The organism is Saccharothrix sp. NRRL B-16314 (genome assembly GCF_000716595.1).
Taxonomy (GTDB): domain Bacteria; phylum Actinomycetota; class Actinomycetes; order Mycobacteriales; family Pseudonocardiaceae; genus Actinosynnema.
Genome location: NZ_JNXC01000028.1, coordinates 76,930 through 99,672, shown reverse-complemented (window position 1 = coordinate 99,672; position 22,743 = coordinate 76,930). Strand labels below are relative to the sequence as shown.

Genomic DNA, 22,743 nt, shown 5'->3' with positions numbered 1-22,743 from the left:
GTGCTGGGTGCCCGGCCGCTGCGTCGCACGATCCAGCGCGAGATCGAGGACCAGCTGTCGGAGAAGATCCTGTTCGGCGAGATCACCGCCGGCCAGATCGCCGTGGTCGACGTCGACGAGTCCGTTGTGGACGAGGAGACGTTCACCTTCACCGGTCGCGCGGCGTCCACCGTGGAGCTCGTGCCCGCGGTCGAGTGAGATACCCACCGGCGCCCGCCATCCGATCGGATGACGGGCGCTTCGCCCTGCCCGGACGAAGGTGCGCGCCGCTTGGATCGCCGCCGAATGATCCTGGACAACGGCTATAGAAACTTATAGTGTTCTGGTCCTGTGGCTGGTCCCCCCACATCCTTCGAAGCGGGACGGACTCTGGAGGTAGTGCAGTGAGCAACCCCCGGGAGACATACGAGTCGCTGAACCTCGAACCCAAGCCGATCCGGCCGCACATCCTCGCGGCGGCGACCGTGGTCTTCGGCGACGACTACTACTCGGGCCGGCGGGAGACGATCAACCTGTCGGGCTTCGTGCAGCTGAACAAGTGGCCCATGCCGGGCTTCGAGCACCGGGTGGACTCGAAGGGGTACGCCGAGTTCGACACCGAGCTCATCAGCGCACCCGAGGTCGGCATCAAGGGCTTCAGCTACGAGCTGGACGACCGCATCCAGGTGCTGTCCAACCCGTTCCTGCCGAACACCGGCCACGTGCGCCAGATCGTGCCGGGCAAGAACTTCCCGGCCGAGTTCTACATCCGCCGGTTCGGCATCCTGGAGACCAGCACGCTGCGCCTCGCGCACCGCAACGTGATCGACATCCACGGTGTGGTGGACAGCGTGCCGCCGTTCAAGAAGCCGCTCACCGGTCCGTACCTGGGCAAGCCGCGCGGCGACGGCCCGTTCGACGTCGTCCAGGCGCCGAACGTGGTCCGCGGCACGACCCTGCCCGAGGCGTGGTACCCGGCCGACGACGAGAACCAGCCGGTCGGTCTCACGCCGACGGTGTTCTTCGCCGCCAGCGCCGGCCCGTGCATGTCCATGCTGGTCGACCCCTCCATGATCATGCAGGTGTCGCTGGAGGGCCGGATCGAGGTCGAGGTCAACGGCAAGACCGTCAGCATCGACCTGGCCGGTGACCACAAGAAGGCCGCCGGCACGGAGATGCTGCTGTTCGGCCCCGAGAAGCACACCGAGGGCAACGGCGTGCTGGCCCAGATGGCGCGGCTCGCCGTCGTCGGGCACAGCCCCGAGCTCGGCGGTCGGGTCATGCTGCGGGCGAGCTGGCCGCGGGTGTCCGGCGGCACGCTGGGCCAGGGCACCGAGGACAGCCTCAGCCGGGTGAAGTTCCCGGGTGACCTGCACCTCGACGCCGAGTTCGAGCTGGTGACGCCGAGCGCCACGCTCTACGCGGCCAACCCGGTGCACGTCAGCGGCAAGCTGAAGGACATGGAGGCCACCGGCACCGAGCTGTCCATGAGCGGCGCCGACGCCCCGATGGTGAACACGTCCGACGAGGTGAAGGCCCGCCTGACGGGTGTCCAGCTGGTCATGCGCGACGCGTTCGTCGGCGAGACGGCGGCCGTCAACATCTGAGACCGCTTGACAGTACGACCCGGAACTCGCTTTAGTTGAGTTTGACATAGCGTCCGTTGCGGGACAGGCCCACCGTTCCTCCCGAACGACCTCGTTCGGGAGGAACGCCTTTTCGGGGAAGGCGCCCATGGACCAACGGCTTCTGTTGATGCACCAGGTGATGCTCGCGGACCGCCCCCGGCTGGACGCCTACGACCGGGCGCTGGCGTCGGTGGTCACGGCGGGCGACGTGGTGGCCGACGTCGGCGCCGGCACCCTGGTGTTGTCCATGCTGGCCCTGAAGCACGGCGCCGACCACGTCTACGCCATCGAGGCGGACCCGGCGATGGCCGCGGTCGCGGAGCGGATCGTCGCGGACAACGGCCTGCGCCACCGCGTCACCCTCGTGCAGGGCGACGCGCGCACGGTCCGGCTGCCGCAGCCGGTCGACGTGATCGTGTCCGAGATGATGGGCAACCTCGGGCCGGAGGAGCAGATGGTGGAGGTGCTCGGTTCCGTGGCCCGGCGCAACCTGCGGCCCGGCGGCGCGATCGTGCCGCGCCGGCTCACCACCCACCTCGCCGCCATCGAGTTCGACGAGGAGGGCTGGGGTATGTGGGGCGACGTCGTGCCCGGCTACCGCTTCGACTCGGTGCAGGAGTTCGTCGAGCCGCAGCCGCAGCTGCACTTCTTCCAGCGGGAGCCCAAGTTCCTCACCGACCCCGTGCAGCTGTCCGACGACCCGATCGCGCCCGCGTCGACCAGCAGACCGCGCCGCGAGCTGCGGCTGCCGGTGCGCCGGGACGGCTGCCTCCAGGCCGTCATGGGCTACTTCACCGCCGAACTCGCCGAGGGCGAGCCGCTGTCGAACTACCCGTCGTACCCCGGCTGCAACTGGGCGGTCTGGGTGTGGCCGCTGCGGTACACGGCGGTGGCGGCGGGTGACGAGCTCCGGGTGACGGTGGACGTGCCGCGCGGGCGCGGGCAGGTGCGCGACGCCACCGCCTGGCGGCTGGACTGCGGCATGGTCAGGGGGCGGTGATGCCCTTCTCGGCCGGCACCGTGCGCGACATCCCCGTCCGCGCGCTGAAGCTGTGCGGCCTGACGTGGACGGGGGAGTTCCTGCTGTTCTCCGAGGCGGTGTCCAACCAGATCATGGCGCTGGACCCGTACAGCGGCCAGGTCGAGCACCGCATCCCGTGCCCCGAGGTGCGCACCGACCTGACCACCATGGGCGGGCACCTGGTGCAGGTCGTCGGCGACCGGCGGGCGCTGCTGGTGATCGACCCCGACACGGCCCTGCCGATCAGGGAGATCCCGAACCCGCGGCCGGGGAACCTGCTGAGCGGGCTGGAGGCCACCCGGCAGGGCGTCTGGATGGGGTACGAGGACCTGCGGCGGATCGACCTGCGCGGGTACGGGGACTTCGAGCTGCTGGACAGCATCGCGGTGTCCGGGCGGCCGGCGGGCGTGACGGTGTCGGACAGCTACTTGGTGTACGCCGACCACGCCACGTCGACCATCAACGTGGTGGACATCGAGGAACGCCGTGAGATGGCGTCCTTCTCGGTCGCGGGCAACCCGACCGGCATCACCTGGGACGGCACGCGGATCTGGTACTGCGACTACGCGACGTTGCAGCTGCGGGCCATCGAGGTGCCCGGAGTCGACAAGACCTGACCAGGGAGGGGAATGCCCGTGACGCTCGTGCGCACGAGCCGCGAGGACGATCCACCCGGGACGGTCGCGCTGGTGCTGCGGGCGGCCCGCGTCCTGCTGCTCACCGCCGCGGTGCTGGTGCCGGTCGGACTGGTCGGGCTCCTGGTGGCGGTGTCGCGGGGGCGTGCGGCGGCCCAACGACTGGCGTGGCCGCGGCTGGTGGCGTTGCTGATGCGGCTGGGGCCGACCTTCGTCAAGGCGGGGCAGGTGCTCGGCACCCGGCGCGACCTGCTGCCGCCGGCGCTGTGCGACGAGCTGGCGACGTTGCAGGACTCCGTGACGCCGTTGACGGCGGCGCAGACGCGGGAGGCGTTGGCCGACGTGTACGGCGCGGAGCTGGACGCAGTGTTCGCGGAGGTGGACTACGAGCCGGTGGCGAGCGGCAGCGTCGCGTGCGTCTACAAGGCGCGGTTGACGTCTGGTCGCGAGGTGGCGCTGAAGCTGCGGCGACCCGGGATCGAGCGGGTGATGCGGCAGGACCTCGACCTGATGCGGCGTGGCGCGGCGCTGGCGGCCAGGTTGCCGCTGTTCCGCGGGATCCCGGTGATGCCGGTGGTCGTCAGCATGTGCGACGCGGTGTTCGGGCAGCTGGACTTCGAGCGGGAGGCGGCGAGCCTGGACCGACTGCGCGCGGACCTCTCCGTCGTGCCGCGGGTGTGGGTGCCGAAGGTGATGCCGGCGGCGTGCCGGCCGCGGTGCATCGTCATGGAGTTCATCCACGACCTGGACATCGACGCGCCGTCCCGGTGCTCGGAAGCCTCCCGGCGGAAGTTCGCCTCGTCCGGGCTCACCGCGATCTACGAGATGCTGTTCGTGAACGGGTTCGTGCACTGCGACATGCACCCCGGCAACCTGTACTTCACCGAGTCCGCCCAGGTGGTGGTGCTCGACGCGGGGTTCAGCGTGCAGCTGAGCGAGCGGCTGCGGCTGCTGTTCGCCGACTTCTTCATGAACATGGCCATCGGTGACGGCGACAAGTGCGCCGCGATCGTGGTGGAGAGCTCCGCCGAGGTGCGGCCGGACGCGGACGTGGCCGGGTTCCTGGCCCGGATGGCGGACCTGGTGCGACGCAGCCACGGGTTGCCGGCGCGGGAGTTCAGCCTGATCGCGTTCGCCACCGAGATGTTCGACCTCCAGCGGCGGCACGGCATCCACGCGGCGCCCGAGCTGATCTTCCCGCTGCTGTCCCTGCTGGTGATCGAGGGCACCATCCGCGACCTGGACCCGGACGTCGACTTCCAGGCCCTCGCCCGCCCGGTCCTGATGAAGGGCCGCTTCGGCTCCCGCTGAAGCGGCCCTGAGACCGGTCAAGACGGCTTGGACACCGCGTAAGGTGCTGCGGGTCCCGAACATGTACACACCGCGAGGACCCATGGCCGACCGTCACCTGATCGACGTCCACGTCCTCCTCGTGCACGACGACCGCTTGCTGCTCACCCTCCGCCGTGACACCAACCCGGCCTTCGACGGCCTGTGGCACCTGCCCTCCGGCAAGCTCGACGCGGGCGAGTCCGTCCTCCACGCCGCCGCCCGCGAGGCCGAGGAAGAGGTCGGCGTCCGCATCGACCCCGCCGCCCTGCGCCTGGTCCACACCCTGCACGTCAGCGGCTCCGGCCTCGAACCACGCCTCGGCCTCTTCTTCGAAACCCGCGACTGGACCGGCACCCCCGCCAACCGCGAACCCGACAAGTGCTCGGCCGTGCGCTGGTTCCCCCTCGACGCCCTCCCCGACCGGCTCATCGACTACCCGGCCGCAGGAATCCGCGCCTACCGCACCGGCACCCCCTTCGGCACCCGAGGCTGGACCCGCTGACCAGCCACGCCCTGAACCCGACCCACCAGACCCGTCGACCCCTGCGCCCTGGTCGGCTGAACGCGCAGAGCCCGGTCATGTCCAGCGATCGCCGTGCAGCACGTCGTCCAGTCGGATCGCCTTGAAGCGGCGGGCGGCGAAGTCGCAGTACCAGAGGCTGTAGCCGTCCCACGCCATGCCCGTGGGCCGGCCCTCGACCCGCGCCGTGCCGACGATCAGCCCCGTCGTGGTGTCCACGGCGCGCACCAGACCGGTCTCGAACTCGGCGTACACGACCGTACGGTTGACGCACGTCAGACCGGACGGCGTGCCCACGATCGGCATCTCCCGCTGCACGGTCATCGTCTCGAAGTCCCGCAGTTGCAGCACCGCCGGCTCGCGCAGGCACATCCACATCCCGGCCGCGGTCATCTCGATGCCGCACAGCCTGCCGCTCGACGGCTCCACGGGCTTGGTGCCGACGACCTCACCCGACTCCGGGTCGACCAGCACGATCCGCTTGGGCCTGCCGCCCACCTGGCACAGCAGCCCGTCGTGGTACGTCAGGTCCGCGCGGACCCGGGAGCACTCCAGCTCCCGCTCCACGTCGCCGTACCGGGGGTCTACCGCCCAGATCCGCCCGGCGTCCTGGTCCGAGTGCCACAGCAGCCCACCCGACCAGGTCAGGCCGCACATGTACGCCCCCGGCGACGGCAGCGAGCGCACCACCGGGATGGTTGCGGGTGCGGTGGTCACGGCGCCTCCTCCAGCCACAGGTTCGACAGGTCGAACCACCGGTCGATGGTGGGCATCGGGATGGCGTTGCGGACCCGCTTGCCCTTCAGGTGCGGGATGGTGGGCGCGTGCTCCAGGATCGGCACGATCGCCGCGTCCCGCATCACCTGCACGTCGATCTCGTGCCACGCCCGGTACGCCCGCTCGTGGTCGGTGGTCGCCAGCGCTTCCTCGATCAGCCGGTCCACCTCGGGGTTGCTGTAGCACCCGTAGTTGCTGGTGCCCCGGTTCCGGTTGGTCTGGAACATCGGCTGGAGGAACGAACGCCCGTTGTCGCCGAACCAGTCGGGCGTCCACGACGGCGCGCTCAGGTCCCAGCTGCCCGCCTCGGCGTGCGCCGGGTCCTGGAGGTACGCGTAGTAGTGGGAGTGCCCCAGCGGCAGGAAGTCGACGGTGATCCCGGCCCGCTCCAGGTCGCGGGCGAGGGACTTGGCCACGTCGGGGTTGGCGTCCACGTCGCGGTGCAGGATGGTCAGCGTCAGGCCGTCGGGGTAACCCGCTTCGGCCAGCAGCCGGCGGCACTCGTCCGGGTCGCCGCGGTCGCCCGGCGTCGGGTACAGGTCGAACGGGACGTACCCGTCGTTGCCCGGTGGGATCGCCGACCGCGCGGGCCTCATGACCGTGCCCGCCGCGAGCTTGTCGTAGATGTCGAGGATCGCCATCTTGTCCATCGCGTGCGCCAGCGCCCGCCGCACCTCCGGCCGGGCCAGTGCGCCGCCGTTGTTCGGGCTCGCGGTGTTGAACACGACGTACGGGTTGAGCGCGTAGCCGAGGTCGTTGCCGGGATCGGTGGGGTTGGCGTCGTACGGCTCGGTGACCGGTGACGCCCACGACAGGTCGGCCTCGTCCGCGATGATCTTCCGGCCGACCGCGACCGGGTCGGCGTGCTCCATGGTGACCTCGACCGCGTCGACGTGCTGGTTCCGCACGCCGTCCGTCGCCTTGTCCCAGAACGGGTTGCGCTCCATCCGCAGGAACTTGCCGTGGTCGTAGTCCACCAGCCGGTACGGGCCGTTGGAGCGCACCTGGCGGCGGAAGTCGGGCCCGTCGGGCACCAACGAGTCGTACTCCACCGGCGCCGCCGACGCGAACGGCATCGACAGGATGTTCAGGAAGTCCGAGGCGGGCTTGACCAGCTCGAACACCAGCGTCCGGTCGTCGAGCGCGCGGATGCCCTCGATCTCGTGCGCGTTCTGGAACGCCGCCAGCTCGGCCGGTGTCGCGTCGGGGTGCGGCACGGCCTCCGCGTAGGCGGCGGCGAACTCCGCCATGCCCCGGATGGTGCTGGTGAAGTACCGGATCGCGCCCGCGCCGCAGACGGGGTTGCACATCCGCTTGAAGCCGCGGATGAAGTCGTGCGCGGTCACCTCTCGCGGCGGCGTCGTGTCCCACAGCACGCCGGGGCGCAGCCGGATCGTGTAGGTCAGGTGGTTCACCGTCAGCCCGGTGTTGTACGTGGTCGGCACCTCCACCGCCACGTCCGGCACCGGCGTGATCGCGCGCCAGTCCTTCAGGTCCTTGACCGCCGGGTAGGTGAACAGCTGCCGGGCGAACAGCCGGATGATCTGGTGGCCGAGGGCGTAGTAGGCCGACGCCGGGTCGACGTGGTCCATGCTGCCGGGCCCGTAGAGCCGAAGGGTGCCACCCCGCGAAGGGCCGTCCTGTCGCGGCTCGCTGCTGCTCATCTGCTCGTGACCTCCGGGGTAGGGTCGGTCAGGACATCTCGTCCGCGAGTTGGACCATGATCTTCAACGTGCGGTCGACCTCGTCGTGGTGGTTGAACAGGTGGGTGCAGATCCGGGCCGCGTAGTGGATGTGCGGCGAGCCGGGCACCTCGAACTCGACCCACCTGATCCAGATGCCGTGCGCGCTCTCCAGGCGGTCCACGAACGCCATGATCTTGTTGATGTTCCACGCGTCCTCGGGCGCGCGGAACGGCTTGAACGCCACCAGCGGCGCGTGCAGGTTCGCGTCGGACAGCGGCGAGTACAGCGCCGACTCGCCGAAGTGCTCGACCACCCGCTGCTTGGTGTACCAGCCCAGCTCCAGCACGCGCTCCTCGATGCGGCGGCGGCCGATCCGGTTCCAGAGGTCGCAGGCGTCGGCGAGCGCGGCGGCACGGCCGATGTTCGCGCTGCCGGCGCTCTGGAGGTAGTCGCCCATGTTGCACGTCTCGACGGATGTCCTGGTGCGCTTGGGCATCTCGCCCAGCAGCGGGTACCAGGTGGAGATGACGGGCCAGAACGTGGGCAGCGGCAGCGGGTTGTGCTCGGGGAACACCTTGTTGCGCGCGTACAGCAGACCGGTGCCGAGCGGGCCGCACTGGAACTTCGAGCCGGACCCCGTCATGAAGTCGACGCCGAGCGCCCGCAGGTCCGCCTCCAGCATGCCGGGCAGCAGCGCGCCGTCGACCACGGTGGTGATGCCGTGCCGCTGGGCCAGGTCGCACAGCGCGCGGACGGGCATCCTGGTGCCGGTGTAGAGGGTGATCGCGGCGAACGCCATCACCTTCGTGCGCGGCGTGATGGCCGCCTCGAACAGGGCGACGATCTCCTCGGCGGTGATGTCCGGCCCGGACGGCAGCGTGATGATGGTGATCCGGACGCCGAAGCGGTTGTGCGCGAGGTTGAGGTTCGACAGCAGGCTGAAGCACTCGTGCGAGGTGGTGAGCACCTCGTCGTCCGGCCCGAAGTCCAGCCCCGCGACGATGCGGGCGATCGCCTCGGTGGAGTTGTGGCAGATGGCCAGTTCGTCCTGGTCCACCCCGAAGTCCGCGGCGATCCTCGCCCGGTACTCCGGGTAGAGCGTCGGCGGGTAGATGTTGGCCAGGCTGCCGGTCCACTCCCGGGTCACCCGCTCGTAGGTGTCGATGACCTCGTGCGGCGTCGCGCCGACCGTGCCGGTGTTCAGGTGGGTGGTCGCGGGGTCGAGGGGGAAGAGTTCCCGGATCTGCTCCCAGGACGCGGTGGCGAGGCTGGACTCGGTGCTGGAGGCCACGGTCGATCCCTCCGTGCGACAGCGCGGACCCCCATGAAGCTATATGAACTTCAACTGGATTTGGAAGGGGCCGTACGGGTGCCCCGGTCGGCGCGGGCGTAGTCGTTGCCCGCGTACCAGTCGCCGCGACCGCCGGGCAGCAGGTCGAGCACGTTCCACACCGGACTCAGCAGGTCGATGGCGCGTTCGGAGCCGTCGAAGTGGTTGGCGGGCAACGAGTAGAAGTGCCGCACGGTGTCGCCCTCCTTGCGCAGCACGCTCACCATCGGGCGTTGGGCGCCGTCGGGGTGCTCGGCGTTCATGTCCGCGTTGAACGTCGTGCCGTGGCTGGACAGGATGCGCAGGCCGTCCCAGTTCCGCACGCGTGCCCAGGCGCGGAGCTTGTCGAGGGGTGCCTTGCCGATCACGACGAACGCCGTGTGCTGCGCCAGGTGTGCGGTGACGCCGCGGAACCCGTCCACCCACAGCGAGCACATCGGACAGGCCTCGTCGGCGTCCGGCGCGAACATCAGGTGGTAGGTGAACAAGGTGTCGTGCTCGCCGAACAGGTCGCGCAGCGGTGTCCGGACCGGGCCGTCCGGACCGTCCTCGGCCAGTTCGTACTCGGCGAGCACCGGTCCGGGCGGCATCGCCCGACGGGCCTCGGCGACCGCCTCGACCTGGTCCCGCAGCGCGCGCTCGGCCTTGGCCAGTTCGACCCTGGCGGCCTGGTGCTCCGAACTGGCGCCCGCCGGCCAGAACGGTGGCAGGGCCTTGTCCTCGATACCGCTCATCGCGTCGAACCCTCCTGCGGCGTCGAAAAGGCGGCCGACCCGGCACCGACCGCCGTCATGGAGTGGAAGAGCAGCCGAAGGGTTGCACAACGCTCAGTGGCCCACAACTCGAAGGCGCCGGGTGTCGCGTCAGGCCGGTTCGTCCGCGCCCGGTTCGTCCGCGCCCTGTTCACGCAGCCAGTACGCGGCTGCTTCACGGACCTCCTCCGCGTCGTCCGCCGACGCCTCGCGGACCACGTCGGCAAGATGGCGGGAATCCTTCTGCCACCACAGCGACGACAGGATCGCGAGGCGCCGCACCGACGCGTCCGGGTCCTGCCGGATCACCTGACCGAGCAGCGGCAACACCTTCCGGCCGACGTGCGGACCGAGCCGGCGTCGACCGAGGACGGACACGGCGTGCCGGCGGACGATGACGTGCGGCGAGCCCACCCCGACGACCGCCGCGTCCACCTCGTCCGCCGTGATCTCGCAGTCCCCGTGTCCGGGTCGGAGCCGCTCGTCCAGCGCCGGCACGAGCGCCGGCCACCGCTCGATGAAGTCCGCCAAGGGCCGGTAGTCCAGCGGTGGCGCGATGACCGCGTCGTCGCGGAAGCTGCTGTACGGCGCGGCGACGGCACCCACCACCACGTCCGCCGGCAGGCTTTCGACCTGGTCGAGGACGAGGTCGAGCCGGCCGAGGCGGGACAGCGCCACTCCGACCCACTCCCGGTTCGGCCCGCCGGTCCGGCTCAGCGCCTCGCCCAACGCCCGGACGACGCGGTCGTCCGGGCGGCCGATGTCCGCCAGCAGCTTCGCGGCCTGCCACGCGCGGTTCGGGGCGTCGAGCAGCGGGATCAGGGCGGGGAAGGCGGTCGGGCCGAGATCGCGCAGGGCCGCTTCGGCGGTGTCGGAGTCGATCGGACCGTCGAACGCCCCCAACAGGGGGACCAGGCTTGCCGCGCGCTCGGCGGGTGGGAGCGCGGCGAGGCCGGCCAGCGCGACCGATCGCTCCTCCAGCTCCGGGAAGTGGCGCCGCACCTCGTCGGCGGTCAGGACGCGCTTGACCAGCGCCTCGTGGTGTTCGTCGTCGAGGAGCAGCACCACGAAGTCCTCGTGGGTGGAGCTGTTCGCGCGAAGTGCCGCCCGTGCCCGCCGGCAGACGCGGACCAGCGTCGTCAGGTACCGGTCGAAGGTCGTCTCCCAGTGGGCGATCGTGCCGGAGCACGCCTCCGCGGTCAGCGCCTCCACCCAGCGCCCGGTCGAGTCGCCCGGCAGCCAGTCGTCGAGGTAGACGTCCCAGTCCGGGGCGCTCCAGCGCACCCTCGCCCGGCCCTCGGCGGGTTCCCGGTCCAACGCCTCGACGCTGTTCACCCCCAGGAACGGCAGCCTGATCGGGCCGTCTTCCTCCCGGTAGAGGTGATCGAGCACCGCCGCGTACCACCGCTCGCCGGGGTGGTCCTCCGCCGCCGAGACGACGGACCCCACCACGCCTTCGAAGAGGGTTTGCTCGAATTCGGCCCAGTCGAAGCTCACCGTCACGCGTTCATCGTGGCAGGCCGCCGCCGACCAGGTCGCGCGACAGGTCCTCGGGCAGGGTCGGGGTGCGCAGCAGCCGGTCGAACCGGTCGGCGACGGTCTCGTCCGCGGGCCGCGCCGACAGCCACTCGCCGACGAGTCGCCTGCCTTCGACGTAGCTGACCGAGTACGCGCGCCAGAGCGGGTCGGTCAGGAACCGGACCATGTGCTCGGCCCGCTGCTCCGGGACCAGCAGCCAGCGGCCCAGGTAGTCGGTCACCTGCTCGACCGGCGCGCCCCGGTCGTGCAGCATGATCGCCGCGTCCTGCCGCGCGCCCATCAGCTGCCACCACCACCGCATCACCGCCTCGACCCGCTCGCCGTCGACCTGGACGCCCTGCTCGGCCAGGACCTCCGACGTCCACGCGCCCCAGCCGTCACCGATCGAGGCCTCCAGCGCCAGTTCGGCCATGCCCTCTGCGACCAGGCACTGCGGCGTGTTGACCAGCACGAGCGCGTGCTCGCCGGCACCCCGTTCGGCGACCAGCCCGGCTTCTTTGAGGCAGTGCTCGGTGTGGTGGCCGGGGTAGGACTCGTGCGTGGCGAGGAGGGGGAGGGCGGCGAGGTTGCGCCCGGCCTGGCAGTCGAGCATCACCAGCGACCGGTAGCCGCCCAGGTAGCGGTTGAAAGCGTGCCACGGCTTGTCGTGCACGACCTCGTAGCGGACTTGCTCGCCGTCCGGCAGCCCGTGCCTGGCGCGGACCAGCGGGCGCAGCTCGTCGGACACCGCCTGTACCGCCCGTTGCAGGTGCTCGGGGCCGACGGTGTTGGCCTCGTGGAACCGTTCGAGCCGGGCGCGCAGGTCGCCCGTGCCGGGGAGCAGCGCGCGGATGCCGTCGTGCGCCTCGGCGTAGCGGTCCGGGTCGCCGAGTTCGGCCTCGACCTGGAAGTACGCGCGCACCTCGGTGTGGAACGGCACCAGCTCGCCGGCCATCCGCAGCGCGGCACACCGCATGGCCACGATGTGCGCGCGCAGGAACCGCTTGCGGTCCGGTGCCAGGTCGCCGTCCGCGACGCGGTCGAGGAGTCCGGTGGCCTCGCGGACGAGTTCCGCCGGTGTCGCGAGCGGTTCGTCGTCCACCTGCCCGCGCAGCGCCGGGTCGCCGAACCAGCAGTCGACGTAACCGTCCGCCAGCCGGCCGAGGCGCAGGCCGAGCCGCAGGTAGGCGAGTACTTCCGGCTCGTCCATCGACGCCTCCAGTTTGATATACGTTGCTGAACGTAATCTTCGCGACGGTGGGCGGCAAGTGACGGTGGGCGGCAAGTGTCGAGATCACCCGATTACATGCTTTAGGAACATATAACAACTGCTACGGTCGAGTCTGGATCTGGCGAGGCTGGGATCGAGCAGGGTGACGTCACGATCAGCTGGGGGCGTTAGTCGGTGTTCGAGGCGATGGTGGACCGGGTGCGGCACCCCGGTGCGCTGCGCGTCCGGCTCGACGGGGACTTCTGCCGCGACGTCGCGGACGTCCACGACCGGGCGCCGACCCTGGCGTTGGACGAGGAGCTGGCCCTGGGCTACGAAGTGCTGAAACGGGAGAGCCGAGCGCAGTTCGACCTGCTGGTGGGCGGTGGGCTGCGGGTCGAGCCGTGGCGCGGCGGCGGCCTGCCGTACCGGGACTCCACCGCGCTGCGCGAGGAGGTCCGGGAGACGCGGGTGCTCAAGCTGCACCTGACCGAGGACGGCCACGGGCCGGCCGGCGGCGCGTCGGACGACCACCCGCTGCGCGCGTTCTCGGGGATCGAGGTCGACGGCGTGCGGCTGTGCCACAACGACGTGTTCCGCGTGGTGCACGACGTGCTCGGGCACGTGGCGTTCGACAACGGGTTCGGGCCTCGCGGCGAGTTCAAGGCGGCGTACCTGCACATGCGGATGTACCCGGAGGCGGCGCACCCCGTGCTGTTCACCGAGCAGGTCGGCCAGATCTGCTGGTTCTTCTTCGGCCCGCACCTGCGTGACGCCACCGGTGCGCTGCGCGCGCCGGACGACCCGGCCTACGTGCCCGCCGACCGGCGGCCCTACCCGGAGCAGAAGGTGTTCGCGTTCGACCGGCACTACCTGGAGCGGTTCACCGCCCTGTTCACCATGGAGGAGGAACGATGAGCCAGGCGCGAGCGGCGACGTTGTCCCTGCGCGACGACTTCCCGCTGCTGAGCGGCGACGACGCGCCGGTGTACCTCGACAACGCCGCCACGACGCAGAAACCGCAGGTCGTCCTCGACGCGATCATGGACTACTACCGCACCGCGAACAGCAACGTCGGTCGCGGCCACCACCGGCTCGCGCTGGCCGCGACCGACCGGTACGAGAGCGCCAGGGCGGCGGTCCGACGCGCGATCGGCGCACGTGAGCCCGAAGAGGTCGTGTTCACCGCCAACACCACCGACGCGACCAACCTCGTCGCGGACGTCGTCGGCCGGCGGATCGTCGGCCGCCGCGACCAGGTCGTGGTCAGCGGGATGGAGCACAACAGCAACCTCCTGCCGTGGCGGCGGTTGTGCGACTCGGTCGGCGCGGAGCTGGTGGTCGTGCCGGTCGGCCCGGACGGGCGGGTCGCGCCGTCCGAGTTCGCCGCCGCGATGGGGCCGAGGGTGCGGATCGTCGCCCTGTCCCACGTGTCCAACGTGCTCGGCACCGTCAACCCCGTGCGGGAGCTGACCGCCGAGGCGCACCGCCACGGCGCGTTCGTCCTGGTCGACGGCGCGCAGGCGGTCGCGCACCTGCCGGTCGACGTGCGCGACCTGGACGTCGACTTCTACTGCTTCTCCGGTCACAAGGTGTACGGGCCGATGGGCGTGGGCGTGCTGTACGGCAAGCGGGAGCTGCTGGACGAGATGACGCCGTTCCGGGTGGGTGGCGGCACGGTCAAGGGCGTCAGCCACACCCAGCCGGTGCGGTACGTCCCCGGACCGGCGCGGTTCGAGGCGGGCACGCCCGACGTGGCCGGTGCGGTCGGGCTCGCGGCGGCCCTCGACTACCTGCTCGGCCTCGGCTGGCCCGCGCTCCGCGCGCACGACGAGAGCCTGGTCGCGGCCACGCTGGACGCGGTCGCCGACCTCGACCACGTGGACGTGGTGGGCGATCCGGGCGCGACGCCGTGCGGCATCGTCTCCCTGTCCGTGCGCGACATCCACCCCTACGACGTGGGCGGGCACCTGGACGCACACGGCATCGCGGTGCGCTGCGGCGTGCACTGCGCCAGCACGTTCCTCGACACCCTCGGCCTCGTCGGCACGGTCCGCCTGTCGTTCGCCGTCTACAACACGGTCGAGGAGATCGAACTCGTCCGCGCGGCGTTGAAGACGGTCGAACCCGGGCCCTGGACCGCCGAGCACCCCACCGAGCGCTTCCTCTGACCCGCGCCACGACCACGGAGGTCCCATGACTGCCACGGAGTTCGACCCCGTCCGGTTCAAGGAGCAGCAGCGGGTCAACTGGGACGCCATCAGTTCCGGGTGGCTGACCGTGGTCGAGACGTTCGAGCGCGGCGCGTCGGTGGTGACGGAGCGGCTGCTCGACCTCGCCGGGGTGGCGCCGGGCATGTCCGTGCTCGACGTCGGCACCGGGGTGGGCGAGCCCGCGCTGTCCGCCGCGGCCGTCGTCGGTCCGACCGGTCGGGTGGTCGGCGTCGACCTGTCGCCGCGGATGGTCGAGCTCGCCCGCCACCGGGCCACCGGGTTCGACAACGCGGAGTTCCTGGTGGGCGACGTCGAATCGCTCGACCTGGTCGGCGGTGGCTTCGACGTCGTGCTCAGCCGGTGGGGGCTGATGTTCGCGCCGGACCGCCGGGCGGCCTTCCGGTCGCTGGCCGCCGCGCTCCGGCCGGGCGGTGTCCTCGCCGCGTCCACGTGGGGTCCGCCGGAGACCGCGCCGATGATGTCGCTCGGCTTCGGCGTGCTGGCCCGGCGGCTGGAACTCGCCCCGCCACCGCCCGGGACGCCCGGTCCGTTCAGCATGTCCGACGCGGACGCGCTGGTGGCGGAGGTCGCCGCGGCCGGGTTCACCGACGTGTCGGTCACGGCGGTCGACGTCCCCTTCGTGCTCAACTCCTCCGAGGCTTACGCGGTGTTCAGCAAGGCCGTCCTGCCACCGGGGCTGCGGCAGCTGGTGCGCGAGCGGCTGGGCGCCGAGGACGATCCCTCGCTCTGGGCGGAGGTCGGCGCGGCGGTGGCCGGGCGGCAGGGGCCGGACGGTCGGGTCGAGCTGCCCAGCAGGGCGCTGTGCCTGCGGGCGACCGCTCCGATCGCGTAACCTTCCGGGTGATCCACACCCCCGCGCACGTCCTGCGCCGAACGGGGTGATCGCGCGGGAAGGTGACCCCTACGTGAGCTATGCGGCCGAGATCAGTCGCGCCAACCCGTCCTGCTTCGTGTTCCTGGTCGACCAGTCGGCGTCGATGACCGACCCGATCGGTGGCGGCGGTGGACAGCGCAAGGCGGACGTGGTCGCCGACGCGATCAACCGGCTGCTGGCCGAGCTGAGCGTGAAGTGCGCGAAGGAAGAGGGCGTCCGCGACTACTTCCACGTCGCGGTCATCGGGTACGGGTACACGGTCGGCTCCGCGTTCACGGGTCCGCTCGCGGGGCGCGACCTCGTGCCGCTCAGCCAGGTCGCGGAGAAGCCCGCGCGGGTGGAGAAGCGGAGCAAGAAGGTGCCCGACGGCGCGGGCGGGCTGGTGGAGACGACCACCCGGTTCCCGGTGTGGGTCGACCCGGTCGCGAACGGCGCGACGCCGATGTGCCAGGCGCTGGCGCGGGCCGAGTCGCTGGTGTCGGAGTGGGTGGCCCGGCACCCCGACTGCTTCCCGCCGATCGTGCTCAACCTGACCGACGGCGAGTCCACCGACGGCGACCCGGTCGGCCCCGCGTGGGCCGTGCAGACGCACGTGAGCGCGGACGGCGCGGCGCTCCTGTTCAACCTGCACGTTTCCGCCGCCAACGCCGTGCCGGTGACGTTCCCCGACACCGACGCGGCCCTCCCGGACGCCTACGCGCGCACCCTGTTCGGCATGTCCAGCCCCCTGCCGCCGCACATGCGGTTCTACGCGTTGCAGCAGGGCATGGCCGTCGGTGACACGGCCCGCGGCTTCGTCTACAACGCGGACATCACCTCGCTGGTCCAGTTCCTGGACATCGGAACGCGTGCGACGGACCTGCGCTGAGCAGCGCCATGGTCGTCTCTTCCCTCCGCGTGCCCAAGCACGGCAACACCCTGCCGGAGTGCGAGGACGCGGCGCACGTCCTGCCGGTCGACCCGGGGCTGGTGCTCGCGGCCGTGGCGGACGGCGCGTCGGAGAGCCTGCTCGCGGGTGAGTGGGCCGACCTGCTCGCGCGATCCGTCAACGACTCCGTGCTCGACGACGAGTGCGCGGTGCGGGACGCGGACCGGTTCGCGTCGGCGTTGGTGCTGGCGGGGGAGGCGTGGGACGGGTGGCTCGCCTCCTACGTGGCGCGGCGTGAGGCGGACGGTCGCCCGATCGCGTGGTACGAGGAGCCCAAGCTGGACCGCGGTCCGCACGCCACGGTGCTCGCCGCGCGGTTCGCCACCGAGGCGTCCGAGGCGTCCGGAAGTTCCGGGACGTCCTGGGACGCTGCGGCGCTGGGGGACAGCTGCCTGTTCCACGTCCGCGACGACCGGCTGGTGCGGGCGTTCCCGCTGGAGTCCGCCGACGCGTTCTCCAACTCGCCCGGTCTGGTCAACGCGTTCAACCGGGACCGGGAGCTGCTGGCGCGGCACGTGCGCACGGCGTCCGGTCGCGCGGAGCCGGGCGACCGGTTCTTCCTCTGCACCGACGCGCTGGCCGCGTGGTTCCTGGGTGCGGCCGACCGGGGTGACCGGCCGTGGCGTGAGCTGGGCGAGTTCACGCGGTCAGGTGATCTTGACGGGTTCTCGGGGTGGTTGGAAGGGCCGCGAGCGGAGGGGGTGATGCGGAATGACGACGTCACCGTCGTTCACGTGGACCTCGGATGACGAGCCCGCGCGCCCGTTCCCGTCCGGCGCGACCTACGTCGAGGCGCTGCAGAACACCGAGCTGTGCTTCCGCGGCACCGACCTCGCCGGAGCCGACGTCCGGGTCGACGCGCTGGGGCGGCCCCGTGCGATCTCAGGGAACTTCGCGAGCGTCTTCTCGCTGACGGTCGGCGGCGACCGGTACGCGATCAAGTGCTTCACCCGTGAAGCGCCGGAGCAGGCCACCCGGTACCGCGCCGTGGGCGAGCACCTGGCGCGCCTGGACGACGACTGGACGGTCGGCTTCGACTACGTCGGCCGCGGCATCATGGTGGACGGCGCGTGGTACCCGGTGCTGCGGATGGAGTGGGTCGAGGCCGTCAGCCTGATCCGCTGGGTCGACCGGAACGTCGACGACTCCGAGGCCGTCGCCGACGTCGCCGCGCGGTTCGCCCGGCTGGTCGCCGAACTGGCCGCGGCGGGGATCGGGCACGGCGACCTCCAGCACGGGAACCTGCTGATCACCGACGACGGTGCGGTGAAGCTGGTCGACTACGACGGCATGTACGTGCCCGCGCTCGCCGGGCTGCCCGCGGCCGAGACCGGGCACCGCAACTACCAGTCGCCGGACCGGACCGTGGCCGAGTTCGGGCCGGGGATCGACCGGTTCTCGTCGTGGGTCGTGTACCTGTCGCTGGTGGCGCTGGCCGTCGACCCGTCGCTGTGGCGGCAGTTGCGCGACGAGGACGCCGAGCACCTGCTGCTGGCCGAGTCGGACTTCACCGAGCCGGCGGGGTCGTTCCGGCTGGCCACCCTCACCGGCCATCCGGACGCGCGGCTGCGCGGGCTCGCCGTGCGGTTCCAGGAGATCCTGCTCCACCACCGTGCCGCGCCACCGCCGCTGGAACCACTCGGGCTGGTCGGCGGCGCGGCACCTGCGCCCAGCGCCCTGCCGTCGTGGATGGCGGACCGCGTCGAGCAGCACATGCCCGCACCGCCGCCCCTGGTGCGGTTCGCCGAGCGTTCGCGGGCTCAGGCCGTGACGGCGTGGGTGTTGTCGGCGCTGTTACCGCTCGGCGTGCCGGCGGCGATCTTCGTGGACGAGGCGGTGTTGGCGGTCGACGTGCTGGCGTGGACGGCGTTCACGGTGGCCGGCTACCGGGGCCGGCCCGAGCGCGTCCGAGCCCGTGCGGCGCGTGCCGAGCGCAAGCGGCTCCTGCGTGCCCGGCAGGACGCCGAGGCCGCCGTCACCCGGCTCGACGAGGGGACCGGGCTGATCATGCGGGCGGCCGAGGAGTCCAAGGTTGAGCAGGGCTACCGGCGGCGGGCCTTCCAGCAGCGGTACAACCTGCTCATCGGGTCGCACCAGCGGGCCGTGAAGCAGGACCTCGACGGGATCGACCGGGAGCGGCAGGCGTTGGCGGCGCGGCTGCACCTGGAGGAGCAGCGGCTGCTGGTGTCTCGGCAGAAGGAACACGTGCGCGCCGCCCTGTCGACCTTCTCCGTGCGGACCGTCGAAGGGCTGGAGCCGACGCTGGCCGCCAACCTCGCCGCGGTCGGCATCCGGACCGCCGCGGACTTCGTCGGCATCCGTTACGACACCTACGGGCCCCAGCGCGTGGCGGTCTTCGTCCTGGCCGACGGGCGGAGCGTGCGCGTCGCCGGGATCGACGAGGTGAGGGCCGGGCTCGTCGACCAGTGGCGTGAACAGCTGACCGCGCAGGCCACGAGCACCCGGCCGACGTCGTCCACGCCGGCGGAGTCGCAGGTGATCAGGGACCGGTTCGCCGCCGAGCGGACCGCGCTCGACGCCCGTTATCAGCAGGTGCTGGCGGGGGCCGAGACGACGATCCGCGAGCTGCGGGCGTCCCTGCGCGCCGAGGAGGCGGCGTTGGCCGAGGAGATGAAGACCGCCAACACCGCCACCGCCCGTGCGCGGGCCGGCCACGACCGTGCGGTGGCCGAGGCCGCCGTCGTCCTGGAACGCACCCGACAGGCCACTCGCGCCGCCATCGCGGAAGCCGCCACGTTCCAGCCCGTCACCTACCGCCGCTACCTCCGGTTCCTCCTCACCGGCCGGAGGTGATCGGTGGTCGGGTGGCTAGTCCCGGCGGCTGCGGAACGCGGCGCGGAGCTGGCTCCGGACCCGGCGGCCGGCCAGCTGGACCGGTTTGATCACCGAGGTGTGCACGTGGCGGGCGGGAGCGATGACGGCTGCGTGCCACGTGCGCCGGGCCAGCCGGGCCGTGGGGGCCAGCACGGTGTGGTGGAGCCACCTGGCCGGGGTGACGACCAGCGTGCGGGAAGCACGTTTCAGCAACCGCCACAGCGGCAGCGCCACGCGGCGACCGGCCCACCGGAAGGCGTCGCGGATCGCCCGGCCGACGACGGCCAACGCCCGGCCGAGCTGCACCAGCGCCCGCCCGACCTTGCGGAACGCCCACATCAGGGCGGAGCCGAACAGTCGGAGCAGCCACCACAGTCCCGCCCCGATCGCCTGCGCGGCCAGGACGACGACGTTCTCCCACACCCAGCGGAGGCCGGTGCCGAGTGCGTGCGTGGTGGGGACGACTGTGTTCGCCCACAGCCACTTGAGGCCGGTGCCGATCGCCTGTGCGGCCTGCACGACGACGTTCCGCCACACCCACCGCAGCCCGTGGCCGAGGGCGCGGGTGGTGCGCACGACCACCTCCCGCCACAGCCACCGGACCGGCATCACGACGAGCGTCCGCCGGCACCAGGCCAGCGGATCGAGCACCACTGCCCTCAACGCCCGGCCCGCCCACACCAACGCACGCCGCAGGTACGTGGCCGCCACGCGCAACCCACGCCCGATCGGCACGAGCAGCCGGCGCAGACCCCGCCCCGCCGGTCGCACCGCGAACCGGGACACCGCACCGAACCCCCGCCCAACACCCTTGCCCAGCGCCCTGGCACCACGCACCACCAGGTCGGCCGCCACCCGCAGGGACCTCCCGGCAGGCCTGAGCCCGTACCGCACGACGCCCCGACCGAACCCGCGCAGCCCGGCCCCGAGAGCCCGCAACGCCCGCCGCGACCCGCCACCCAGCCACCGCAGGAACGCCCCGAGCGGCCTGATCAAGTACCGCACCAGCCCCCGCCCGAGCGCCCGCAGCCGGGCACCGACAGGCACGAAAACCCGCCGCCACAGCAAGCGGGCCAGCGCGCTGCCGGCCTTCCGGGCCCGCCGAAGCCCACCCGCCAGCGGACGGAGCACCAGACGCCGTACGGTCCACCCGACCGCCTTGATCCACTCCCACGCCAGCCGCACCGGCACGACGATCAGCACGGCCACCACGCGTGCCACCCACACCGCCCAACGCGGCGGCTGCGGCTCTTGCTCGACGTCGTTGCCACTGGTCACGGCCAGTAGACGCACGACGCGTGGCGGCGGTGCCATCAGCACAGGTCACAACCAGGGCACGACCAGCGGCAGTACGATCGGACCGACAGCACGGGGGAGACGTGGTGCAAGACGACCATCCGGTGATCGAGGCAGCGGAAGCCGGTGACCTGGAGCGGCTGGCGGAACTGCTGGACGCCGAGCGCCGGTCGGTGAACACCAGGGGCTGGATGGGCATCACCCCGTTGATCGCGGCCACGTGGCAAGCCGATTCCGCGCCGGTGGTCCGGTTCCTGCTGGACCGCGGCGCCGACCCGCACGCCGTGCGGACGAGCGGGGACAGCGCCCTGCACTGGGCGGCCAGTGGTGATGTGGCCGGGTTGTTGGTCGACGCGTCGACCGACCTGGAAGCGCGGTACCTCGGTCGGACGCCGCTGCACGTCGCGATCCTCAAAGGCCACGTGGACGTGGTGCGGGTCCTCATCGCGGCAGGCGCGGACATCACCGCGCCCCATCACGGTTCCCCTCATCACGGCGTCCGGCCGCTCGACCTGGCGGACGACCCGCGGATCGCACGGCTGCTGATCGAAGCGGGCGCCCCGCCGTCGACCGGTCGTCCGAGCACGCCCCTGCACGTAGCGTGCCTGAGGGCAGCGGACCGGGCAGACGACCGGGCAGACGACCGGGCAGCGGACTGGGCCGAGGTGGCGGAACTGCTGCTCGACCACGGCGCCGACCCGGGCCTGCGCGACGAGTTCGGCGCCCTGCCGTCGGACCTGGTCGGTGAAGACCGACGCGACCTGCGGGACCGGTTGACCTCGGTGGTCGACGGCTCGGTGGACCTCACCCTCGAAGACGCGGCGGCGCGTCCGCAGGAGTACGTCGCGGTCCACCCGGACCGCCCGGAGGCGCTGACCGCCACGTTCTCCGGCACGGTGCTCGTGCGGTGGCGGTTGACGCCGTCGATCACCCCGGTCGAGCTGATCCGCGTGGGTGGCAGGAGCCCGATCCGAGGGCCGTACGGCACCGGCGGCGGCCGGTTGCTCGCCTTCGTCGACGGTGGTGCGGTGCGCCTGCGGGAGTGGGACGACCTGTCGCGGTCCCGACCCGTCCCCGTGCTGCCCGACGAGAGGCACGGGTACGACGAACCGGTGCTCTCACCCGACGGCCGACACCTCGCGGTCTCGGTGTCGTCGTCCGAGACCGTGCACCTCGTCGACCTCGACCGCGGCGTGATCACCGACGAGGTGGACGACCTCGGTGACTGGAGCGTGGTGCCGCGCTTCGCCCCCGACGGGCGGACGCTGGCCGTCGCCAACTCGATGCAGGGCTCGTGGTGGCTGACCATCCTCGACGTGGACGGGGGAACCCTCCGGCGACGCCGTGAACGGGTGGACGGGCCTCCCTCCGGCAACTTCGCCGAGATCATCGGCGACGTCGCGTTCACCCCGGACGGCCGCGGGTTCGCGACCTGGGTCCGACCGGACCACCGCCGCAGCGGGCCCAACGGCTACCGCGGCCTCGTCGCCCTGGCGTGGACGCACTCCGGCGAGTTCGCCTGGCGGCAGCGCGTCGACGACGACATCGCGGGCACACCGGGGGACGCCACCTCGGCGTCCCTGTGCTTCACGCCCGACGGCTCCTTGTTGGCGGTCGGGCTGGACAACTGCGTCCTGTGGCTGGACGCCGGAACCGGCGAGCCCGTCGGCAGGGAGGAGACCGGCGCGGTGGCCGCCTTGGCCGTCCACGACACCGTCGGTGTAATCGCCGCCACCCGACACGGGCTCCGTCGCCTCGATCCCACCGCCGCGACACCGGTCGAACGCGGGACCGCGGGCAAAGTCGTCGGCCGGCTGAAGAGGTGGATCAGCGCGTCCGATCGACTTCCTCGATCAAGTTGAGCAATCAATGAATTCGAAATCCGCAGATACCCGCGCCGGTCGAACCGGTCGCCGCGTCGACTGTCCAAATCGGCTGGACAACGTTCACGCGCCGCGCGGATACCGCCATCGCGCTCCACATCGGATGGCTATGTGCGGACATCGGGGAGAACTTTCGGCGGCAGACCGAAGTTCGGCCCTTGCCCTCGGCGCGGTCCGAAGGCATGGTGGGTTACGTACCTCACATCGTCGATTCGGTCGAACGCACCCGCGCGAAGCTGCCATCGGCTAACTCCCTTGGTGCGTCAGGCAACCAGCCGGGCAACCGGTCCGCCGGCCACCTCGGGA

General features: G+C 71.6%; 20 protein-coding genes. 13 read left to right on the top strand and 7 right to left on the bottom strand.

Annotated elements, in window-relative coordinates; translation table 11 throughout:
- The 6 genes from OQ02_RS30775 to OQ02_RS30750 form a co-directional block, all read left to right on the top strand.
- On the top strand, positions 1–198 hold a 198-nt coding region (locus tag OQ02_RS30775), incomplete at its 5' end, for a hypothetical protein (protein WP_156077407.1).
- Between the two features lie 185 nt (positions 199–383).
- Complete coding sequence (locus OQ02_RS30770) at positions 384–1,586, top strand: DUF6004 family protein (protein WP_033442131.1); 1,203 nt, start codon at positions 384–386, stop codon at positions 1,584–1,586.
- Positions 1,587–1,713: 127 nt separating this feature from the next.
- Positions 1,714–2,607 (top strand): methyltransferase domain-containing protein, encoded by an 894-nt coding sequence (locus OQ02_RS30765; RefSeq protein ID WP_033442130.1) that lies wholly within the window; start codon positions 1,714–1,716, stop codon positions 2,605–2,607.
- The gene (locus OQ02_RS30760; protein ID WP_033442153.1) at positions 2,607–3,245 is read left to right on the top strand and encodes a YncE family protein; all 639 of its coding nucleotides are present in this window, start codon (positions 2,607–2,609) and stop codon (positions 3,243–3,245) included. The genes OQ02_RS30765 and OQ02_RS30760 overlap by 1 nt, the downstream gene beginning before the upstream one ends.
- A gap of 12 nt (positions 3,246–3,257) precedes the next feature.
- On the top strand, positions 3,258–4,574 hold the full coding sequence (locus OQ02_RS30755; RefSeq protein ID WP_081916056.1) for an ABC1 kinase family protein: 1,317 nt from the start codon (positions 3,258–3,260) through the stop codon (positions 4,572–4,574).
- Positions 4,575–4,656: 82 nt separating this feature from the next.
- On the top strand, positions 4,657–5,097 hold the full coding sequence (locus tag OQ02_RS30750) for an NUDIX hydrolase (protein ID WP_033442129.1): 441 nt from the start codon (positions 4,657–4,659) through the stop codon (positions 5,095–5,097).
- Between the two features lie 75 nt (positions 5,098–5,172).
- Here the strand turns inward: OQ02_RS30750 and OQ02_RS30745 are convergent, their stop codons facing one another.
- The 6 genes from OQ02_RS30745 to OQ02_RS30720 form a co-directional block, all read right to left on the bottom strand.
- Positions 5,173–5,832, bottom strand: coding sequence for a hypothetical protein (locus OQ02_RS30745; protein ID WP_033442128.1), 660 nt, complete (start codon positions 5,830–5,832; stop codon positions 5,173–5,175).
- Entirely contained in the window at positions 5,829–7,556 is a 1,728-nt protein-coding gene (locus tag OQ02_RS30740) for an ABC transporter substrate-binding protein (RefSeq protein ID WP_033442127.1), read from the bottom strand. The genes OQ02_RS30745 and OQ02_RS30740 overlap by 4 nt, the downstream gene beginning before the upstream one ends.
- Before the next feature lie 28 nt (positions 7,557–7,584).
- Positions 7,585–8,868 carry an aminotransferase class V-fold PLP-dependent enzyme gene (locus OQ02_RS30735; protein ID WP_033442126.1) on the bottom strand — a complete coding sequence of 428 codons (1,284 nt, stop codon included), beginning with the start codon at positions 8,866–8,868 and terminating at the stop codon, positions 7,585–7,587.
- Between the two features lie 50 nt (positions 8,869–8,918).
- Positions 8,919–9,641, bottom strand: coding sequence for a DUF899 family protein (locus tag OQ02_RS30730; protein WP_033442125.1), 723 nt, complete (start codon positions 9,639–9,641; stop codon positions 8,919–8,921).
- Between the two features lie 129 nt (positions 9,642–9,770).
- A complete protein-coding gene (locus OQ02_RS30725) occupies positions 9,771–11,162 on the bottom strand; it encodes a DUF4303 domain-containing protein (RefSeq protein WP_051772992.1) in 1,392 nt (463 codons plus the stop codon).
- A 4-nt stretch (positions 11,163–11,166) separates the two neighbouring features.
- Positions 11,167–12,387 (bottom strand): hypothetical protein, encoded by a 1,221-nt coding sequence (locus OQ02_RS30720; protein ID WP_033442124.1) that lies wholly within the window; start codon positions 12,385–12,387, stop codon positions 11,167–11,169.
- 195 nt (positions 12,388–12,582) lie between these two features.
- Between OQ02_RS30720 and OQ02_RS30715 the strand changes: the two genes are divergently transcribed.
- The 6 genes from OQ02_RS30715 (at position 12,583) to OQ02_RS41470 (ending at position 19,237) form a co-directional block, all read left to right on the top strand.
- The gene (locus OQ02_RS30715) at positions 12,583–13,305 is read left to right on the top strand and encodes a crotonobetainyl-CoA--carnitine CoA-transferase (RefSeq protein WP_197043571.1); all 723 of its coding nucleotides are present in this window, start codon (positions 12,583–12,585) and stop codon (positions 13,303–13,305) included.
- Complete coding sequence (locus tag OQ02_RS30710; RefSeq protein ID WP_033442123.1) at positions 13,302–14,558, top strand: aminotransferase class V-fold PLP-dependent enzyme; 1,257 nt, start codon at positions 13,302–13,304, stop codon at positions 14,556–14,558. The genes OQ02_RS30715 and OQ02_RS30710 overlap by 4 nt, the downstream gene beginning before the upstream one ends.
- Positions 14,559–14,583: 25 nt before the next feature.
- Positions 14,584–15,453: a class I SAM-dependent methyltransferase gene (locus tag OQ02_RS30705; RefSeq protein ID WP_033442122.1), complete on the top strand. Its 870-nt coding sequence runs from the start codon at positions 14,584–14,586 to the stop codon at positions 15,451–15,453.
- A gap of 73 nt (positions 15,454–15,526) precedes the next feature.
- Positions 15,527–16,363, top strand: coding sequence for a vWA domain-containing protein (locus tag OQ02_RS30700; RefSeq protein WP_033442149.1), 837 nt, complete (start codon positions 15,527–15,529; stop codon positions 16,361–16,363).
- 8 nt (positions 16,364–16,371) lie between these two features.
- Positions 16,372–17,172: a protein phosphatase 2C domain-containing protein gene (locus OQ02_RS30695; RefSeq protein ID WP_033442121.1), complete on the top strand. Its 801-nt coding sequence runs from the start codon at positions 16,372–16,374 to the stop codon at positions 17,170–17,172.
- Positions 17,135–19,237 carry a hypothetical protein gene (locus tag OQ02_RS41470; RefSeq protein ID WP_051772991.1) on the top strand — a complete coding sequence of 701 codons (2,103 nt, stop codon included), beginning with the start codon at positions 17,135–17,137 and terminating at the stop codon, positions 19,235–19,237. Before OQ02_RS30695 ends, OQ02_RS41470 begins: the two co-directional genes overlap by 38 nt.
- Before the next feature lie 15 nt (positions 19,238–19,252).
- Here OQ02_RS41470 and OQ02_RS30685 read toward each other — a convergent pair whose 3' ends face one another.
- Positions 19,253–20,572 carry a hypothetical protein gene (locus tag OQ02_RS30685; protein WP_156077406.1) on the bottom strand — a complete coding sequence of 440 codons (1,320 nt, stop codon included), beginning with the start codon at positions 20,570–20,572 and terminating at the stop codon, positions 19,253–19,255.
- Between the two features lie 68 nt (positions 20,573–20,640).
- Between OQ02_RS30685 and OQ02_RS30680 the strand changes: the two genes are divergently transcribed.
- On the top strand, positions 20,641–22,416 hold the full coding sequence (locus OQ02_RS30680; RefSeq protein WP_156077405.1) for an ankyrin repeat domain-containing protein: 1,776 nt from the start codon (positions 20,641–20,643) through the stop codon (positions 22,414–22,416).
- Positions 22,417–22,743 lie beyond the last annotated feature (327 nt).

Coding starts and splice junctions, on each gene's coding strand:
- OQ02_RS30765 (WP_033442130.1), top strand. CDS start 1,714: ATGGACCAACGGCTTCTGTTGATGCACCAGGTGATGCTCGCGGACCGC.
- OQ02_RS30760 (WP_033442153.1), top strand. CDS start 2,607: ATGCCCTTCTCGGCCGGCACCGTGCGCGACATCCCCGTCCGCGCGCTG.
- OQ02_RS30755 (WP_081916056.1), top strand. CDS start 3,258: ATGCCCGTGACGCTCGTGCGCACGAGCCGCGAGGACGATCCACCCGGG.
- OQ02_RS30750 (WP_033442129.1), top strand. CDS start 4,657: ATGGCCGACCGTCACCTGATCGACGTCCACGTCCTCCTCGTGCACGAC.
- OQ02_RS30740 (WP_033442127.1), bottom strand. CDS start 7,556: ATGAGCAGCAGCGAGCCGCGACAGGACGGCCCTTCGCGGGGTGGCACC.
- OQ02_RS30730 (WP_033442125.1), bottom strand. CDS start 9,641: ATGAGCGGTATCGAGGACAAGGCCCTGCCACCGTTCTGGCCGGCGGGC.
- OQ02_RS30720 (WP_033442124.1), bottom strand. CDS start 12,387: ATGGACGAGCCGGAAGTACTCGCCTACCTGCGGCTCGGCCTGCGCCTC.
- OQ02_RS30710 (WP_033442123.1), top strand. CDS start 13,302: ATGAGCCAGGCGCGAGCGGCGACGTTGTCCCTGCGCGACGACTTCCCG.
- OQ02_RS30705 (WP_033442122.1), top strand. CDS start 14,584: ATGACTGCCACGGAGTTCGACCCCGTCCGGTTCAAGGAGCAGCAGCGG.
- OQ02_RS30695 (WP_033442121.1), top strand. CDS start 16,372: ATGGTCGTCTCTTCCCTCCGCGTGCCCAAGCACGGCAACACCCTGCCG.
- OQ02_RS41470 (WP_051772991.1), top strand. CDS start 17,135: ATGACGACGTCACCGTCGTTCACGTGGACCTCGGATGACGAGCCCGCG.
- OQ02_RS30685 (WP_156077406.1), bottom strand. CDS start 20,572: ATGGCACCGCCGCCACGCGTCGTGCGTCTACTGGCCGTGACCAGTGGC.